The 17,640-nt window shown below is 66.2% G+C and carries 14 protein-coding genes and 2 riboswitches; of the genes, 6 read left to right on the top strand and 8 right to left on the bottom strand.

The window, feature by feature from the left end; all coding sequences use genetic code 11:
• Positions 1-20: 20 nt before the first annotated feature.
• Entirely contained in the window at positions 21-1,718 is a 1,698-nt protein-coding gene (locus tag ACAM55_RS08630) for an electron transfer flavoprotein-ubiquinone oxidoreductase (RefSeq protein ID WP_369655617.1), read from the top strand.
• Between the two features lie 64 nt (positions 1,719-1,782).
• Here the strand turns inward: ACAM55_RS08630 and ACAM55_RS08625 are convergent, their stop codons facing one another.
• The 8 genes from ACAM55_RS08625 to ACAM55_RS08590 all read right to left on the bottom strand — a co-directional run bounded on the left by ACAM55_RS08625 (position 1,783) and on the right by ACAM55_RS08590 (position 12,628).
• Positions 1,783-5,436, bottom strand: a complete 3,654-nt coding sequence (locus tag ACAM55_RS08625) for a hydantoinase B/oxoprolinase family protein (RefSeq protein WP_369655616.1) — start codon at positions 5,434-5,436, stop codon at positions 1,783-1,785.
• 73 nt (positions 5,437-5,509) lie between these two features.
• Positions 5,510-6,472, bottom strand: a complete 963-nt coding sequence (locus ACAM55_RS08620; protein ID WP_369655615.1) for a TRAP transporter substrate-binding protein — start codon at positions 6,470-6,472, stop codon at positions 5,510-5,512.
• A 43-nt stretch (positions 6,473-6,515) separates the two neighbouring features.
• Entirely contained in the window at positions 6,516-7,814 is a 1,299-nt protein-coding gene (locus ACAM55_RS08615) for a TRAP transporter large permease (RefSeq protein ID WP_369655614.1), read from the bottom strand.
• An 18-nt stretch (positions 7,815-7,832) separates the two neighbouring features.
• The gene (locus ACAM55_RS08610) at positions 7,833-8,342 is read right to left on the bottom strand and encodes a TRAP transporter small permease (protein ID WP_369655613.1); all 510 of its coding nucleotides are present in this window, start codon (positions 8,340-8,342) and stop codon (positions 7,833-7,835) included.
• Between the two features lie 94 nt (positions 8,343-8,436).
• On the bottom strand, positions 8,437-9,402 hold the full coding sequence (locus ACAM55_RS08605; RefSeq protein WP_369655612.1) for a TRAP transporter substrate-binding protein: 966 nt from the start codon (positions 9,400-9,402) through the stop codon (positions 8,437-8,439).
• Positions 9,403-9,470: 68 nt separating this feature from the next.
• Positions 9,471-10,763 (bottom strand): MFS transporter, encoded by a 1,293-nt coding sequence (locus tag ACAM55_RS08600; protein ID WP_369655611.1) that lies wholly within the window; start codon positions 10,761-10,763, stop codon positions 9,471-9,473.
• Positions 10,764-10,815: 52 nt separating this feature from the next.
• The gene (locus ACAM55_RS08595; protein WP_369655610.1) at positions 10,816-11,631 is read right to left on the bottom strand and encodes a putative hydro-lyase; all 816 of its coding nucleotides are present in this window, start codon (positions 11,629-11,631) and stop codon (positions 10,816-10,818) included.
• 91 nt (positions 11,632-11,722) lie between these two features.
• Positions 11,723-12,628: a LysR family transcriptional regulator gene (locus ACAM55_RS08590; protein WP_369655609.1), complete on the bottom strand. Its 906-nt coding sequence runs from the start codon at positions 12,626-12,628 to the stop codon at positions 11,723-11,725.
• A 100-nt stretch (positions 12,629-12,728) separates the two neighbouring features.
• Here ACAM55_RS08590 and denD point away from each other — a divergent pair, with 100 nt between their 5' ends.
• The 5 genes from denD to ACAM55_RS08565 all read left to right on the top strand — a co-directional run bounded on the left by denD (position 12,729) and on the right by ACAM55_RS08565 (position 17,358).
• A complete protein-coding gene (gene denD / locus ACAM55_RS08585; RefSeq protein ID WP_369655608.1) occupies positions 12,729-13,745 on the top strand; it encodes a D-erythronate dehydrogenase in 1,017 nt (338 codons plus the stop codon).
• A 63-nt stretch (positions 13,746-13,808) separates the two neighbouring features.
• Positions 13,809-14,780, top strand: a complete 972-nt coding sequence (locus tag ACAM55_RS08580) for a TRAP transporter substrate-binding protein (RefSeq protein WP_369655607.1) — start codon at positions 13,809-13,811, stop codon at positions 14,778-14,780.
• 83 nt (positions 14,781-14,863) lie between these two features.
• Positions 14,864-15,358, top strand: coding sequence for a TRAP transporter small permease (locus tag ACAM55_RS08575; RefSeq protein ID WP_021007960.1), 495 nt, complete (start codon positions 14,864-14,866; stop codon positions 15,356-15,358).
• Positions 15,359-15,395: 37 nt separating this feature from the next.
• On the top strand, positions 15,396-16,673 hold the full coding sequence (locus ACAM55_RS08570) for a TRAP transporter large permease (RefSeq protein ID WP_369655606.1): 1,278 nt from the start codon (positions 15,396-15,398) through the stop codon (positions 16,671-16,673).
• Positions 16,674-16,812: 139 nt separating this feature from the next.
• Positions 16,813-17,358 (top strand): hypothetical protein, encoded by a 546-nt coding sequence (locus ACAM55_RS08565; protein ID WP_369655605.1) that lies wholly within the window; start codon positions 16,813-16,815, stop codon positions 17,356-17,358.
• A gap of 50 nt (positions 17,359-17,408) precedes the next feature.
• Positions 17,409-17,498, top strand: a riboswitch (glycine riboswitch).
• Positions 17,499-17,510: 12 nt separating this feature from the next.
• Positions 17,511-17,626: riboswitch (glycine riboswitch) on the top strand.
• Positions 17,627-17,640 lie beyond the last annotated feature (14 nt).

The following is a 17,640-nucleotide window of genomic DNA, read 5'->3' as shown; positions in this document are numbered from 1 at the left end:
TCATTATCGACGAGACCCACATGACCCACGACGAAATCCTCGCCCAGTTCGGCCCCCGCGAATCCATGGAATATGACGTGGTCGTCGTCGGCGGCGGTCCGGCCGGCCTCTCGACCGCCATCCGGCTCAAGCAGCTGGCCGCCCACCACGAAAAGGAAATCTCGGTCGTGGTGCTCGAAAAAGGCTCCGAGCCCGGCGCGCACATTCTCTCGGGCGCCATCATGGACCCGCGCGCCCTCAACGAGCTGCTGCCCGACTGGAAGGAACAGGGCGCCCCGCTGAACCAGCCCGTGACCGACGACGCCATGGTGTTCCTCGGCGAAAAGTCGGGCCTGCGCACGCCCAACGCCTTCCTGCCGGCCTGCTTCCAGAACCACGGCAACTACATCATCAGCCTGAGCGACTTCACCAAGTGGCTGGCACAGCAGGCCGAGAGCCTGGGCGTGGAGATCTTCCCCGGCTTCCCGGCGGCCGAAGTGCTCTACAACGAGAACGGCTCGGTGCGCGGCGTCGCCACCGGCAACCTGGGCGTGGGCAAGGACGGCGAACCCACCGAGAACTTCCAGCTCGGCATGGAGCTCCTGGGCAAGTACACCGTGTTTGCCGAAGGCGCGCGCGGCCACCTGGGCCGCCAGCTCATCGCCAGGTTCAAGCTCGACGAAGGCAAGGACCCGCAGACCTACGGCCTCGGCGTGAAGGAAGTGTGGGAAATCGACCCCAAGCGCCACCAGCCCGGCTTCGTGCTGCACACCGCCGGCTGGCCGATGAAGAGCGACACCTACGGCGGCGCTTTCCTCTATCACATGGAAGACAACAAGATCTCCATGGGTTTCATCACGGGCCTGGACTACAGCAACCCCTACCTGAGCCCGTTCGAGGAAATGCAGCGCTGGAAGCTGCATCCCAACATCCGCTGGTACCTGGAAGGCGACGAAGCCAAGGGCATCAAGCCCGCCAAGCGCATCGGATACGGCGCGCGCGCCATCACGGCCGGCGGCCTGATGTCGCTGCCCAAGACGGTGTTCCCGGGCGGCGCGCTGGTCGGCTGCGAGGCCGGCTACCTCAACGTGAGCCGCATCAAGGGCAGCCACGCTGCCATCAAGACGGGCATGCTGGCCGCCGAGGCCGCGTACGACGCCGTGCAGGCCGGCCGCCAGCACGACGAGCTCACGGCCTACCCGGCCGCCTTCGAGAAGAGCTGGCTCTACACGGAGCTGAACAAGGCACGCAACTTCAAGGCCTGGTTCAAGAAGGGCCTCGGCATTGCCACCTTCATGAACGGCGTCGAGCAGTGGCTGCTCAAGGGCCACATTCCATGGACCCTGCGCCGCCACAAGCCCGACCACCTGTACCTCAAGCCCGCGGCGGAGTGCAAGCCCATCGCCTATCCGAAACCGGACGGCAAGCTCACCTTCGACCGCCTGTCGAGCGTGTTCATCAGCAACACCAACCACGAGGAACAGCAGCCGGCCCACCTGACGCTCAAGGATGCGTCGGTGCCGGTGAACATCAACCTGTCGAAGTTTGCCGGCCCTGAAAGCCGCTACTGCCCGGCCGGCGTCTACGAATTCGTGGGCACCGAAGACGGCAAGCAGCGCCTGCAGATCAATGCGCAGAACTGCGTGCATTGCAAGACCTGCGACATCAAGGACCCGACCCAGAACATCGTGTGGGTCACGCCTGAAGGGGGCGGCGGGCCGAATTACGTGGGGATGTAAGCCGCGCGCCGCTTTCTCGGGGCCTCTTCGGCGGGATCGCACCCCCGCCGGCAGAACGCACAATTCAGCGCCCGACTTCGCCCCACCCGCCGCCGCCGGGCGTCTCGATCACGAACACGTCGCCCGGGTGCATCTGCACCTGTCCGATGTGGTCGAGCCTCTCGACGGTGCCGTCGGCCCGCTCGACGCGGTTGATGCCCACCGCGCCGGCCTCGCCGCCTGCTCCGCCGAAGGCGCCATGGCGCCGGCCGTTGCTGAGGATGGACGCCGTCATCGGCGCCAGGAAGCGCACGCGCCGTACGCCGCCGTCGCCGCCGCGCCAGCGCCCTGCCCCGCCCGAGCCGGTGCGCAGGCGGTAGCTGTCGAGCCGCACGGGGTAGCGGAACTCGAGCACCTCGGGATCGGTCAGGCGCGAATTGGTCATGTGGGTCTGCACCACGCTCGTGCCGTCGAAGTCCGGGCCAGCGCCCGAGCCGCCCGAGATGGTCTCGTAGTACTGGTGCTCGCCGTCGCCGAAGGTGAAGTTGTTCATGGTGCACTGGCTCGCGGCCATGACGCCCAGCGCGCCATAGAGCGCATTGGTCACGCAGCTCGAAGTCTCGACGTTGCCCGCCACCACCGCGGCCGGTGGCAGCGGATTGAGCATGCAGCCGTTCGGCACGATCACCCGGATGGGCTTCAGGCAGCCCGCGTTGAGCGGAATGTCGTCGTCCACCAGCGTGCGGAACACGTACAGCACGGCCGCCATGGTGATGGCGCGCGGCGCATTGAAGTTGTTGGCCAGTTGCGCGCTGGTGCCGGTGAAATCCACCGTGGCCGAGCGCGCGACCGCATCGACCGTGACCCGAACGCGAATCTGCGCACCGTTGTCCAGCGGCAGCGTGAATTCGCCATCCTTCAGCGCCGTGATGACGCGGCGCACCGACTCCTCGGCGTTGTCCTGCACGTGGCCCATGTAGGCGGCCACGGTCTCGCGGCCGAACTGCGCCACCATGGCCTGGAGCTCCTGCACGCCTTTCTCGTTGGCGGCGATCTGCGCGCGCAGGTCGGCCAGGTTCTGCTCGATGTTGCGCGACGGATGCGCGCCGCTCCCGAGCAGCGCGCGCAGCTCGGCCTCGCGCAGGCGGCCTCCCTCCACCAGCTTGAAGTTGTCGATCAGCACGCCTTCATCGCCGATGGTGGCCGAGAACGGCGGCATCGAGCCCGGCGTGACGCCGCCCACGTCGGCGTGGTGGCCACGCGAAGCCACATAGAACGAAGGCCGCGCATCGCCCGCTTGCAGGTATACCGGCGTCACCACCGTGATGTCGGGCAGGTGCGTGCCGCCGTGGTAGGGGTCGTTCAGCACGAAGACGTCGCCGGGCTCCATGCCGGGGTTGCCGTCGATCACGGTCTTGATCGATTCGCTCATCGAGCCCAGGTGCACCGGCATGTGCGGCGCGTTGGCGATCAGGTTGCCCTCTACGTCGAACAGCGCGCAAGAAAAGTCGAGCCGCTCCTTGATGTTGACCGAGTAGGCCGTGTTCTGCAGCCGCAGGCCCATCTGCTCGGCGATGTTCATGAAGAGGTTGTTGAACACCTCGAGCATCACCGGGTCGGCGCTGGTGCCCATCGCCTGCGTGGCCACGCGCGGGCGCACCCGATGCATCTCGATGCCGGCCGCGGTGGCGCGTGCCTGCCATCCGGGCTCGATCACCGTGGTGGCATTGCGGCCTGCGAGGATGGCGGGGCCGTCGATGGTTGCACCGGGCGTGAGGGCCGCCTCGTCGAACAGCGCGGCGTCGCGCCAGCCGGCGGCTTTTTCGTCGGCCTCGCAATACATCCGCGCGGCCGCCAGCGGCTCGGGTGAACCGGGGGCAATGCCGGCCTGCGCGGCCGGTGGCGCGCCACGCTCGCCGGCCCCCACGGCTTCGACCGTCACCGCCTCGATCACGAGTGCGCGCTCGGCCATCAGGAAGGCGAAACGGCGTCGGTAGCCGGTTTCGAATTCGTCGCGCATCGCGGCGATGGCCTCGTTGACCGTGCCCGCCATGGGCAGCGCGCAGGCCAGCGCAGTGTCGGTGCCTTCGTAGCGAAGCTGCACGCGGTGCACCACGGCGATGGCCGCACCCGCCACGCCCTGCTCGCGCAACTCGCCCTTTGCCTGCGCGGCGAGGGCGCCCGCAGCATCGCGCGCCGCGGCCAGCCCTTCAGTATCGAGCCTGCGCTCCAGCGCCAGTTCGCGCATCGCCAGCTGGTCGGCCAGCCCCATGCCGAAGGCCGAGAGCACGCCCGCCAGCGGATGCAGGTAGATGCTGCCCATGCCCAGCGCATCGGCCACCAGGCAAGCGTGCTGGCCGCCCGCGCCGCCGAAGCACTGCAGCGTGTACTGCGTGACGTCGTAGCCGCGCGCCACCGAAATGCGCTTGATGGCGTTGGCCATGCTGGCGACTGCGATGCGCAGCGCACCGCTCGCCACTTCTTCCGCGCTCACGGAGCGGCCCGTCGCTTCCGACATGCGGCGCGCCATGGCATCGAAGCCGCTGCGTGCAGCCGCCAGGTCGAGCGGCTCATCGGCGTTCGGCCCGAACACATGCGGAAAGTGCGAAGGCTGGATCTTGCCGAGCAGCACGTTCGCATCGGTGGTGGTGAGCGGACCGCCGCGCCGGTAGCTGGCCGGCCCCGGGTTGGCGCCAGCCGATTCGGGCCCCACGCGCAGCCGCGCGCCGTCGAACGCGATGACCGAGCCGCCGCCCGCCGCCACCGTGTGGATGCTCATCATCGGCGCGCGCATGCGCACGCCGGCTACCTGGGTTTCAAAGGAGCGCTCGAACTCGCCGGCATAGTGCGACACGTCGGTGGAGGTGCCACCCATGTCGAAGCCGATCACGCGCGGGTGGCCCGCGTCGAGCGCGGTGCGCACCATGCCGACGATGCCGCCCGCCGGCCCGGAAAGAATCGCATCCTTGCCCTGGAAGCGGTCGGCCTGCGTGAGCCCGCCCGAACTCTGCATGAAGAACAGCGGCACGCCCGGCATCTGCCGCGACACCTGCTCCACGTAGCGCCGCAGGATCGGGCTCAGGTAGGCGTCGACCACCGTGGTGTCGCCGCGCGGCACCAGCTTCATGAGCGGGCTGGTCTTGTGCGACACCGACACCTGCGTGAACCCGATGGCGCGTGCGATACGCTCGGCCGCGAGCTCGTGCGCGGTGTAGCGCCAGCCGTGCATGAAAACGATGGCGCAGGCGCGCAGGCCGGCATCGAAAGCCTCTTGCAGCGCGGCGCGCAAGGCGCCCTCGTCCAGCGGCTGCACGACGCTGCCCTGCGCGTCCATCCGCTCGCCGGCCTCGATCACGCGCTCGTAGAGCAGTTCGGGCAGCACGATGCGCCGATCGAACAAGCGCGGCCGCGCCTGCGTGGCGATGCGCAGCGCATCGCGAAAGCCCGCCGTGGTGACCAGCACCGTGGGTTCGCCCTTGCGCTCCAGCAGCGCGTTGGTGGCCACCGTGGTGCCCATCTTCACGCACTCGACGCGCTCGGGAGTGACGGGCTCGCCTGGCTCGAGCTTCAGCAGGCGGCGGATGCCTTCGACGGCGGCGTCCTTGTATTGCTCGGGATTCTCGGACAGCAGCTTGAGCGTGTGCAGCCCGCCCTCGGGGTCGCGGCCGACCAGGTCGGTGAACGTGCCTCCGCGGTCGATCCAGAACTGCCAGCGCGGAGGGGAGATGTTGTCTTGCATGGTTGTTTCAGCTGTTGGTTAGGAATGAATACCGCCTTGTCCGGACCGGCCGGACAAGACATGGGGATGGCAACTAGCGTTGGAAGTAATACGGCACGAAGATGTGGTTGGCTTCATTCCCGACCGAACGCACCCATTCGCGGGAGAACCGCTCGCCCAGTCGCTTGAGCTCGGCTTCAAAGCCGGCCGCGATGCGATCGACCTGCATGCCCTCGGCCTTGAGCTTGCGGGTGGAGCCGGCGGCCTCGTCCTGGCTCATGGCCCAGCCACGCAGCTCGGCTTCGCCGGCGGCGTTCAGCACCGCCTGCCTGACGGCGGGCTGCAGTGCATCGAACGCCTGCAGGTTGACGAACACGATGTTCTTCGGAAACCAGGCGTTGATCTCGTGGTAATGCCGGAACTGGCTCCAGACCTGGTTCTCCACACCGGTCACGGCCGAGGTGATCATGCTGTCCAGCTGGCCGCTCGCCAATGCCTTCTTGACATCCACCATCGGCACATCCACGGGCGTTGCGCCCAGCATCTCGGCGATGCGCACGGTGGCCTGGTTGTAGGTGCGCATGCGCATACCCTTGAAGTCGGCCGCCGATCGGATCGGCGCGACTGTGTACAACCCCTGCGGCGGCCAGGGCACGGCATACAGCGCCTTCAGTCCCCGCGCTGCAAAGTGCTTGTCGATCAGCGGGCGCTGCAGGTCCCACAGGCGCTTCGCATCGGCATAGCTGCCCACCACGAAGGGAATGGCGTCGGCCCCCGCGATCGGAATCGCCTCGACCAGGTTGCTCATGATGGTCTCGCCCGCCTGCACCTGGGCTGTCTGCACCGCCTGGCCGATGTCGCCCAGCTTGAACAGCGTGTTGTTCGGCCGCACCTCGATGCGCAGCGCACCCGCCGTGGTCCGCTCCACCTCTCCTGTGAACCACACGATGTTCTGCGTGTGGAAAGACTCGGCGCGGTAGCCGGTGGCCAGTTGCCAGCGCGTCTGGGCGTGCGTCACCGTCGCTGCGAAAAAGGCAGCAATCAATAGCAGTTTCATGAGGTTCTTTCCTTTGCGTCGGTGCAGGCGCTCGTTTCCGGCCTCAGCCCTGCATCCGGCGCGGCAACCACAGAACCACATCCGGGAAAAAGTAGGTTGCGATCACGGCTGCGATCATCAGGAAGAACAGCGGCATGGCGGTGCGTGCAATCCAGGTCACCTCGCGCTTGGTCATGCCCTGCAACACGAACAGGTTGAAGCCCACGGGTGGCGTGATCTGCGCCATTTCCACCACCAGCACGATGAAGATGCCGAACCAGATCAGGTCGAAGCCGGCAGCCTCCACCGTGGGCAGCAGCACCGCGATCGTCAGCACCACCATGGAGATGCCGTCGAGGAAGCAGCCCAGGATGATGAAGAAAACGATCAGCAGCAACATCAGGTTGAACGGCGCCAGGTGCAGCGCGCCGATGAATTCCGCCAGATGCCGCGGCAGGCCGATGAAGCCCATGGCCAGCGTGAGGAAGGCCGCGCCCGCGAGGATCAGGCCGATCATGCAGTAGACGCGGCAGGCGGCAATCAGTCCGTCCTTGAAGCGTGCCCAGTCGAGAGACCCTTCGATTTTTGCCAGGATCAACGCGCCGCCCACCCCGAGCGCGGCGGCTTCCGTGGCGGTGGCAATCCCGCTGTAGATGCCGCCAAGCACCAGCGCGATCAGCGACACCACGGGAATCAGGTGGCGCGAGGCATACAGCTTCTCGCGGAAGCTCATTGCCGCGTCAGCGGCGGGAACCTTGTCCTTGTTGAACAGCGCCCACACGATGATGTAGCCCATGAACAGCGCGGCCAGCAGCAGGCCGGGAATGACACCGGCCAGGAACAGCTTGGCGATCGACACGTTGGCCGCCACGCCATAGACGATCATGATGATGGACGGTGGAATCAGCAGGCCCAGCGTGCCCGCACCGGCCAGCGTGCCGACCGAAATGTCATCGGGGTAGCCGCGCTTCTTGAGTTCGGGCAGCGTGATCTTGCCGATGGTGGCGCAGGTGGCCGCGCTGGAGCCAGAGATCGCCGCGAAGATGGTGCAGCCGACCACGTTGGTGTGCAGCAGCCGGCCCGGCAGGCGGTCCAGCCAGGGTGCCAGGCCCTTGAACATGTCGTCCGAGAGCTTGCTGCGGAACAGGATCTCGCCCATCCACAGGAACAGCGGCAAGGCGGTGAGCGTCCAGCTGGAGGTGGAGCCCCAGATGGTGAGCATCATGCTGTCGCCGACCGGCCGCTGGGTGAACACCTCCATGGCGATCACCGCCACGGCCAGCAGCGACAGGCCGATCCACAGGCCCGAGCCCAGCACCGCGAACAGCAGCACGATCAGGGCGAATGCAATAACGAGGTCCATTTTGTGTTTCCGATGTTCTTATTCGACGTGGGCCGTTTCGTCGGTGGCCTTGATGAAGCTCCCGCCGCGCCAGCGTTCCAGCAGCGCATGGCCGAACGACAGGGCAAAACCGATGCAACCCAGCGCCATGCTGATCTGGGGAATCCACAGTGGCGAGGCATCGGCTGACGGCGAAATGTCATGGGTCGCGTAGGAGACCCAGACCAGCCGGCCCGCATACCAGGCGATGTACACAGCCAGCAGGAAGGCCGAGGCCAGGCACCACCACTCGAGGGCGCTGCGCAGCTTGGCGGGCATGCGGTCCAGCAACAGCGTCACGCGGATGTGGTCGCCATGCTTGAGCGTGGCTGGCAGCGCAAGGAACAAGGCGGCGGCGATGGCATAGCCCGCATAGGCGTCCAGGCCCGGGATGTCCCAATGCGCTTCGCGGGCCACCACGCCGAGCAGCACGGCGGCGAAGGCGGCCAGCATGGCCACGCAGGCCAGTGCCATCAGCAGTTTGTAAAAATTGAGAACGAGCTTGTCCACCGTACGCTCCTGGTTCGGGATCACAACGAGAAAAGGGAGAAGGCGGCGGGAAGCCGGAAACAGCCTTGGCCGTCCCGCCGCGGGGGAAGCGAAGTTACGGCTTGCGGTAAGCGTCGATCACGGCCTGGCCTTCGGCGCCGGCGGTCTTGAGCCATTCGGCGGTCATGGTTTCGCCGATGGCGGTCAGCGCGGCCTTGACGCTGTCCGACGGTGCGGCAATCGTCATGCCCTTGGCAGCGAGTTCCTTGATGTACTCGCCGTCCACCTTCTCGCTGGTGGCCCAGCCGCGGGCTTCGGCGGCAGCGGCGGCTTTCAGCACCGCCTCCTGCACGGGCTTGTCGAGCGCGTCGAACGCCTTCTGGTTCACCACCGTCGCGTTGCGCGGTAGCCAGGCGCTGACCGGGTAGAAATACTTCACCTGCTCGTACAGCTTGCTCTCCACGCCGCTGGCGCTGGAGGTGAGAAAGTTCTGCACGCCGCCGGTCGCCAGGGCCTGGCCCAGTTCGGCCAACTGGATGGTTACCGGCTGCGCCTTGAGCAACTGCGCAATGCGACCCGTGGCCGGGTTGTAGGCGCGCATCTTGGTGCCCACCAGATCGGCCGGCGTGTTGACAGGCTTGATGGAATACAGCGACTGGCCCGGCCACGGCACGGAGAACAGCAGCTTCATGCCCTGCGAGGCCAGCAGCTTGTCTTGTGCCGGTTTGGCGGCCTCGTACAGCCGCCTGGCCGCGGGGTAGCTGGTCGCCAGGAAGGGAATGGAATCGGCACCGAACAGCGGGTTCTCGTTCGCCGCGCTCGAAAGGATGAACTCGGCCGCCTGAACCTGGCCGCTCTGCACCGCGCGCTTGATCTCGTTGGCCTTGTAGAGCGACCCTCCCGGATGCAGCGTGATCTTGAGCTTGCCGCCCGTGAGCTGGTCCACCTCGTTGGCGAACTGCTGCACGTTCTGGGTCTGGAAACTGTTGGCCCCGTAGCCGGTGGGTAGATCCCATTTGGTCTGGGCCGAGGCGGCGCCGGCGAAGACAACGGCGGAGAGGCAGAACATGAAGTTTTTCATCGGGGGCACCTGTTCAGAAGCTGGAGGGCTGGTTGTCGAAAAGATTTGCGAGGGGAAAGGAATTCGAATCAGTTCTGACGCAGGTCGCGTCCGCGCGTCTCTGGGAGACAGAAGGCCACCACGACCACCATGGCATAGGCCACCGCCGCGCACACGCCGATGGCGGTTCCCAGCGGAAGATGCATGCGGTCGCTCAGCACCCCCACCAGCGCCGGGAAGGTGGCGCCGATACCGCGCCCGAAGTTGTAGCAAAAGCCCTGCCCCGAGCCGCGCAGCTCATTGGGGAAAAGCTCGGCCAGGAAGGCCCCCGCGCCGCTGAAGATGCCCGACATGAAGAAGCCGAGCGGAAAGCCGAGCAGCAGCATCAAGCTGTCGGTGATGGGCAGCAGCGTGTAGGCGTAGACCAGCGTTCCGGCGCCCACGGCGAAGAGCATGAACGCACGGCGGCGGCCGAGGCGGTCCGACAGGTAGGCGCCGCACAGATAGCCGATGAAAGCCCCGGCGATGAACATGAACTGGTAGCCGCCCGAACCCAGCACCGTGAGATGGCGTTCGTTCTTCAGGAACGTCGGCAGCCAGACGCCGATGGCGTAGTAGCCGCCCTGCATGCCGGTGAACAGCAGGCTCGCGAGCACCGTGGTGCCCAGCATGCCGGGCTTGAAGATTGCAAGGAAGTTGCCGCTGCGTTCACCGCGTGCCACGGCAGCGCGGCTTTGCACATAGATCTCGGGATCGCGGATCGAGCGGCGGATGAAAACGATCAGCAGCGCCGGCAGCAAACCCAGCATGAACATCACGCGCCATGAATACTCCGGCGGCAAGAACGAGAACAGTGCCATCGACACCAGCACCGCCGCCCCCCATCCGACGGCCCAGCTGCTCTGCACCAGGCCCACCGCCTTGCCCCGGTAGGCGGGCCGGATCATCTCGGCGATGAGCACCGAGCCCACCGCCCACTCGCCGCCGAAGCCCAGGCCCTGCAGCGTGCGGGCGATCAGCAGCTGCTCGGGCGTTTGCGCCAGGCCGCAGGCAAAGGTGAAGATCGCGAACACCAGGATGGTGAGCTGCAGGATGCGCACGCGGCCGTACCTGTCGGCCAGGATGCCGGCGCCCCACCCGCCGAGGGCGGAAGCCACCAGCGTGGCGGTGCCGATCAGCCCCACCTCGGTCTTGCTCATCCCCCACAGAGACAGCAGGATGGGCGTGACCAACGGCAGCGTGTAGTAGTCGAAGGCATCGACCGCATAGCCGCTGAACGATGCGGTGAGCGTGCGTTTCTCGTTCGGATTGAGCGTGCGCAGCCAGCTGCCTTCGGCCTGTGCGTCGTCACCCGCCTGCGTGGCGTCGAGGGTGGTTTTCATGGTTTGTCTCTGGTTGTCTCTAGGTATGAATGAATGAGCAGAAAACGGCGGGCTAGAACGCGGCCAGGCTGTGATGCAGCAGGTCGGTCACCAGCATCGAACCCGGCGCATGCGTGATGGCGAACGGCAGCTTGGCGGCGGCCAGCGCCGCCTGGGGTGTGACGCCGCAGGCCCAGAACACGGGCAACTCACCCTGCATGACCTCGACCGCGTCGCCGTAGTCGGGATCGGCGATCGACCGGATGCCGATCAGCGCGGGATCGCCGATGTGCACCGGCGCCCCGTGCACGGCCGGAAAGCGCGAGGTGATCTGCACCGCGCGAATGGCATCGGCCGCGCGCAGGGGACGCATCGACACCACCATCGGACCGTGGAAAGGGCCGGCCGGCGCAGTGGCCACCGAGGTGCGGTACATCGCCACGTTGCGGCCCTGTGCCACATGGCGCAGCGCGATGCCCTCGGCCATCAGGGCATGCTCGAAGGTGAAGGAGCAGCCGATGACGAAGCTCACCAGGTCGTCGCTCCACAGGGCGCGCACATCGGTGGGCTCGTCCACCAGTTCGCCACCCTGCCACACGCGGTAGCGCGGCAGGTCGGTGCGGATGTCGATGTCTTCGCCGAGCGCCGGCAGCGCCGGATCACCCGCTTCCGACACGCCGAGCAGCGGGCACGGCTTGGGGTTGGCCTGGCAAAAGCGCAGGAAATCGGCGGCGTGCACCCGCGGCAGGATCACGAGATTGCCCTGCACATGGGCGCTCGCGAGCCCGCTGGTGTGGGCGCTCAGCGCACCGCTGCGGCAGGCCTGGCGCACGGCCAGTGCGCTGCTGCCGGCGCCGGGCTGTTCTACGAAGGATGGACGGTTCGACATTTGGCGTTCCCGATGCCCGATGCATCGCTGTGGTGTGATGCGCCGGATTGTGGGAATCCGCGCTCACAAACGCCAACGCAAAGTTTCTTTCTCAACTCATCGATTTTTTCGATGACCCCAAGCGGTGCGATGCATGCACCACGGCAGAGCCGAGCGCGGCCTCCGGCAGCGGGGACGACGGATCGTCACGGTAGCTCGCGTAGATGGGCAGCGGCTCCAGCGTGTCGTCGCAGGGCAGCACGCGCAGCGGCAGGCGCCGCGCCAGCGGCTCGACCACCGCGCGCGGCAGCGTGGCCACCCCGAAGCCCGCCTCCACCAGCTGCGCCATCGCCGAAATCGATGAGATCGCATGCACGCGTGGCGGCGGACTGCCCGCGTCGCGAAACAGCTCGAGCAGCGCCACGTGCGGCTGCGAGCCGCGCTGGAAGGTCAGCAGGTCGAGCGAGAGCAGGTCCGGCAGGCGGTAGCGCCGCTTCAGGTGCAGTTCGCGGTGGCCGACGAAGCACATGGGCATCGGCGGCACGGCACGCGTGCGCACGCCGTCGCCGGCGGCCGGCAGCGCGGCAAATACCAGGTCCTGCTTGCCGCGCTGCAATTGGTCGACCAGCACCGGCGTGGTTTCGACGGTGAGCTCCAGTTCGAAGTCCGGATACGTCGCCTGCATGTGCTTGAGCCAGCCGGTGAGCCAGCTGTGCACCACCGATTCGATGGCACCCACGCGCAGCACGGCCTCGCGCACCGCACCCGAACCCATCTCGGCCTTGATGTGCATCTGCATCTCGAGCAGCTTCTGCGCAAAGGCATGAAAGCGCTGCCCCGCCACCGTGAGGCGGAACTGCTTGTCGCGCCGGTCGAGCAGCAGCACGCCCAGTTCGCGTTCGAGCGCGGCAATGCGGCTGGAGAGCGCCGACTGCGTGATGTGCAGCTTCTCGGCCGCACGGGTGACGCTCTTGAGCGCCACGGCCCAGTGAAAGGCTTCAACGAATCGCAGGTTCATCGTTTTCCGTTCGTCCGGCTCCTTGAATGCGCGAGCCGCGAGTGTCGCCTGCGCCGGGCATTGTGCTGCGCTATGCTCGTTGCAGAAGGAGACAAGACACATGCAGATCGTCATCACGGGCGGTGCCGGCTTTGTGGGCGCACGCCTCGCCCGCACGCTGCTGAAGCAGGGGCAGCTTTCGCTCGCGGGTGCACCGGCCCGGGCCATTTCCCGCATCACACTGGTCGACCGCGTCGCACCGCCGGCCGATCTTGCGGCCGACGCGCGCATTGCCGCGGCACTCGGCGACCTGAACGAACAACTGGCCTCGCCCGATGCGGCACTCTGGCTGGAAGCCGACGCCATCTTCCATCTGGCCGCCGCGGTCAGCGGCGAATGCGAGGCCGACTTCGACCTGGGCATGCGCAGCAACTTTGCCGCCACGCATGCGCTGCTCGAGAAGGCGCGCGCCGTGGGGACCCGGCCGATGGTGGTGTTTGCCAGCTCGCTCGCGGTGTTCGGCGATTCGCCCGAGCAGCCGTTGCCGCCGGTGATCGAAGACCACACGCTGCCGACGCCGCAGACCAGCTACGGCATCCAGAAATTCATCGGCGAACAGTTGGTGGCCGACTACACGCGCAAGGGCTTCATCCGCGGCCGCAGCGTGCGCCTGATGACGGTGAGCGTGCGCCCCGGCCGGCCGAACGGCGCGGCATCGGGCTTTTTCAGCGGCATGATCCGCGAGCCGCTCGCGGGCATTCGCGCCGCCTGCCCGGTGCCCGACGAAACGCCCGTGGCCATTGCATCGCCGGCTCGCACCGTCGAAGGCATCATCCGCGCCGCTGAGGCCAGCGACGCCGAATGGGGCCCGCGCACCGCGCTCAATCTGCCATCGCTTTCCACCACGGTGGGCGAAATGGCCGCCGCGCTGGAACGCGTGGCCGGCAAGGCTTCCACCGATCTGCTCGACCGCACGCCCGATCCGGTCATCCAGCGCATCGTGAAAACCTGGCCCGGACGCATCGAAACCGCGCGCGCCAAACGCCTGGGGCTTTCGGCAGATGCCGATTTCGAGACGGTTATTCGCGATTACGTCCGTGAAAATCCCGACGCAGTCAAATTGGTTATTGCGGCATAGTCATCGGCTGCGCGCGAAGCCGACGCCTCGCGACACCCCCGTTCCATCTCAGGAGACAGAAGAATGAAATTGACCCGACTGGCCGCCGGCCTGGTTCTGGGCACGGGCATGGCCTGCGCCGCTTTCGCGCAGACCACCATGAAGATCAGCATTTCGACCGCACAGAACTCTCACCAGGGCGTCGCGATCGACGTCTTTGCCAAGGAAGTCGAGAAGCGCACCGGGGGCCGCTACAAGGTCCAGACCTTCTACAGCGGCTCGCTGGGCGGCGAGCGCGAGTCGATCGAGGCCGTGCAGCTCGGCACCCAGGAACTGGCGCTCTCCTCGACCGGCCCGGTGCCCAATTTCGTGCCGGAGACGAAGATCCTCGACGTGCCGTTCCTGTTCCGCGACAAGGCCCATGCGCGCGCCGTGCTCGACGGCCCGATCGGCCAGGACCTGTTGACCAAGTTCGACGCCAAGGGCTTCAAGGCGCTGGCCTGGGCCGAGAACGGCTTCCGCCACATGACCAACAGCAAGCGCGACGTGAAGGCGCCGGAAGACCTCAAGGGCCTGAAGATGCGCACCATGGAAAACCCGGTGCACATCGCGGCCTACAAGACCTTCGGCATCGTCACCACGCCAATGGCCTTCCCCGAGGTGTTCACCGCCTTGCAGCAGGGCACGGTCGACGGCCAGGAGAACCCGCTGTCGGTCATCATCGCGGCCAAGTTCGACCAGGTGCAAAAGCACCTGTCGCTCACCGGCCACGTCTACTCGCCCTGCATCTTCCTGATGAACAAGGCGTCGTTCGACAAGCTCAGCGCAGCCGACAAGCAGGCCTTCCTCGAGGCCGCGAAAGAAGGCACCAAGGCCAACCGCGCCCGCGTGGACGAAGACGATGCCAAGGGCGTGGCCGACCTGCGCGCCAAGGGCATGACCGTGATCGACAACGTCGACAAGACCAAGTTCGTTGCCGCCCTGGCGCCGGTGAATGCGCAGTTCGAAAAGGACTTCGGCAAGGCCAACCTCGACAAGATCCGCGACTACAAGTAAACCCGGCTGCCGTCGCCCCGACGGCACGCCCCCGCCCGCCCAGATCGGTCTGGCGGGCTTTTTTGTTTTGAAGACAGGTGCAGATGAAAGAAAAATTTCTCGGCATCGAGCGCTGGACCACCGGCTTCTCGATGATCGCCGCCTGCGTGATGCTGGTCATCGCCTCCGGGTTGGGGGTGTTCCAGATCGTCACGCGTTTCGTTCTCGAGCAACCCGCTGAATGGAGCGAGATCCTGATCCGCATGAGCCTGATCTGGATGGTGTTCCTCGGCATTCCGATGGCTTTTCGCCAGGGCGCGATGGTGAGCGTGGACGTGCTCTACCGCTGGAGTCCGCCACGCATCAAGCGCGTGCTCGACGCCGTGGTCAGCATTGCGGCATTGGCCCTGATGCTGGTCATTCTCTGGTGGGGCTGGGACTACGCCATGCGCGGCCGCGTGCAGTCGATGGCCGGGCTCGAAAGCCTGTCGATGATGTGGTCGTACCTGGCACTGCCGGTCGGTTCCGTTTTCTGCCTGTTCGGCATCGTTGGCAATTTTCTCGATCCCAAGCGGCTCGAACTGGAGACCGCGCAATGAGCACCAAACACGAACTGCCTGACGTGAGGGCTGCATCATGACGCCCGTGATGGTTGCAACGATGGTGCTGTGCTTTGCACTGTCGGTTTCGGTGGCGGTGTCCATCGGGCTCGCGTCGATCCTGGGTATCCAGGTGGCCAACGTCAACATGCTGATCTCCGTGAAGGAGATGTTCAACTCCATCAACAAGTTTCCGCTGGCGGCGATTCCGTTTTTCATCCTGGCCGGCAATTTGATGGAAACCGGCGGCATCTCGCGCCGGCTGGTCGAATTCGCCAAGAGCATCGTGGGGGGCGTGCAAGGCGGACTGCCGATGACCTGCGTGCTCACCTGCATGATCTTCGCGGCGGTGTCGGGCTCATCGGTGGCCACCACCTTTGCCATTGGCGCCATCCTGATTCCGGCGCTCATCAAGCACGGCTATCCCACCGCCTACGCGGCGGCGCTGCAGGCCACGAGCGCCGAGCTGGGCGTGATCATCCCGCCCTCGATCCCGATGATTCTGTACGGCGTGAGCGCCGAGGTCTCGATCGGCGAGCTGTTCATTGCGGGCTTCGGCCCCGGCATTCTCATCAGCCTGGCGCTGATGCTGTTCGTCTGGGTCTACTGCAAATGGAAGGGCTGGGGCAAGAACGACGGCGACGGCCGCATGCCTTTCGGCAAGGCCACGTGGCAGGCCGGCTGGGCGCTGCTGATGCCGGTCATCATCCTGGGCGGCATCTACGGCGGCATCTTCACGCCGACCGAAGCCTCGGCGGTGGCGGTGTTCTATGCACTGGTGGTGGGCGTGGTGATCTACCGCGAGATCAAGCCGAAGGACCTTTACGTCATCCTGCGCAAGTCGGTGCTGTCGTCGGCGGTGATCATGTTCATCATCGCCAACGCGGGCCTCTTCGCGTTCCTGATCACGCGCGCGGGCGTGCCCGACGCCATCGGCCACTGGCTGCAAGAAGTGCTGAAATCGCCCGCGATGTTCCTTTTGGGCGTGAACGCGGCGCTGTTCATCATCGGCATGTTCATCGAGACCAGCGCGGCCATCATCGTGCTCGCGCCCATCCTCGCGCCGGTGGCCGTGCACTTCGGGATCGACCCGGTGCACTTCGGGCTCATCATGGTGGTGAACCTCGCGCTCGGCATGATCACCCCGCCCTTCGGCGTGAACCTGTTCGCCGCCTGCACGGTGGCGCGCATCTCGCTCGACCGGATCGTGAAGTACCTGGTGCCCTTCGTGCTCGTGATCCTGGCCTGCCTGATGGTGATCACCTACGTGCCGTGGATATCGCTGGCGCTGCGCGACCTGGTCTACGCCAAATAGTCGAAACGGCCATCAAGAAAACGGGCAGCCTTCGCCGGGCTGCCCTTTTTTTGTTTCCGGCCTGTAATGCAATGGTTTCACGAAGATGTCACCTCTTGCAACGATGCTGCAGCCTTCGATCCCCGAAAGCTGTTGCGCCATGTTTCCCATCAAGACCGACAAGGCACGCGACGAACTCCAAAGCGGCCAACGCACGCTCAGCCAGCGCGAACGCGCATTGCTGCTGATGGCCGACGGCCGGCGTTCGCTGACCGATTTCAGCCCGCTGTTCGCAAACCGCAGCGAAGCCGAGCAGGCATTGCAGGCCTTGATGAGCCGCGGCTACCTGCACTATCCCCAGGCCACCCCCGCCTCCGCGCCAACCGCCCCTGCGGCGGCCATGGACCGAGCGGCCGAACCAGCCCAGGCCGCGACCGCCGCCGACCATTTCGACGGCAAGCGCTCCCTGGCCACCACGCGCATGTTCCTGTTCGACATCTGCGAACGCATGTTCGTGCGGCGCGACCCCAGGTTTGCGACGCAGATGCGCGACGCGCTGCGCGAAGCTCGCGACCGCGACGCCATGCTGACGATTGCGGCGCTGATGCTCTCGGAGGTCGAGAAAACCGCCGGGGCGGAACGCGCCGAATCGCTGCGCGAGCGTATCGAGAGGTTACTGCCGCTCTCCTCCGAGACCGTGCACTGAGCCCGTCCGCCCACCGGCCGCCGGACCGGGGCGCCGCGATCCACTACACTCGGCATGGTCAGGAGAGAGCTTCGCCATGCGAGGCCGCCGAAGGCGCAGGGGTTTCCCGAACGCTCAGGCAAAAGGACTGACACAGCGCTGGCGCATGCCGGCGTTTCCTTGCTGGAGAGAGGCTGTTGCAGGCATCAAGGCGATGCAGCGGCCCACCGAAGGAGCAAACCCCGATCGTGGGGCGAATCTCTCAGGTAAAGCGGACAGCAGGGGTGGCCCATGGCTTGCGCC

The sequence above is a fragment of the Variovorax sp. V213 genome, from assembly GCF_041154455.1.
Taxonomy (GTDB): Bacteria; Pseudomonadota; Gammaproteobacteria; order Burkholderiales; family Burkholderiaceae_C; genus Variovorax.
The sequence above is the reverse complement of the archived record's forward strand: the minus strand, read 5'-3'. Positions and strand labels throughout refer to the sequence as shown.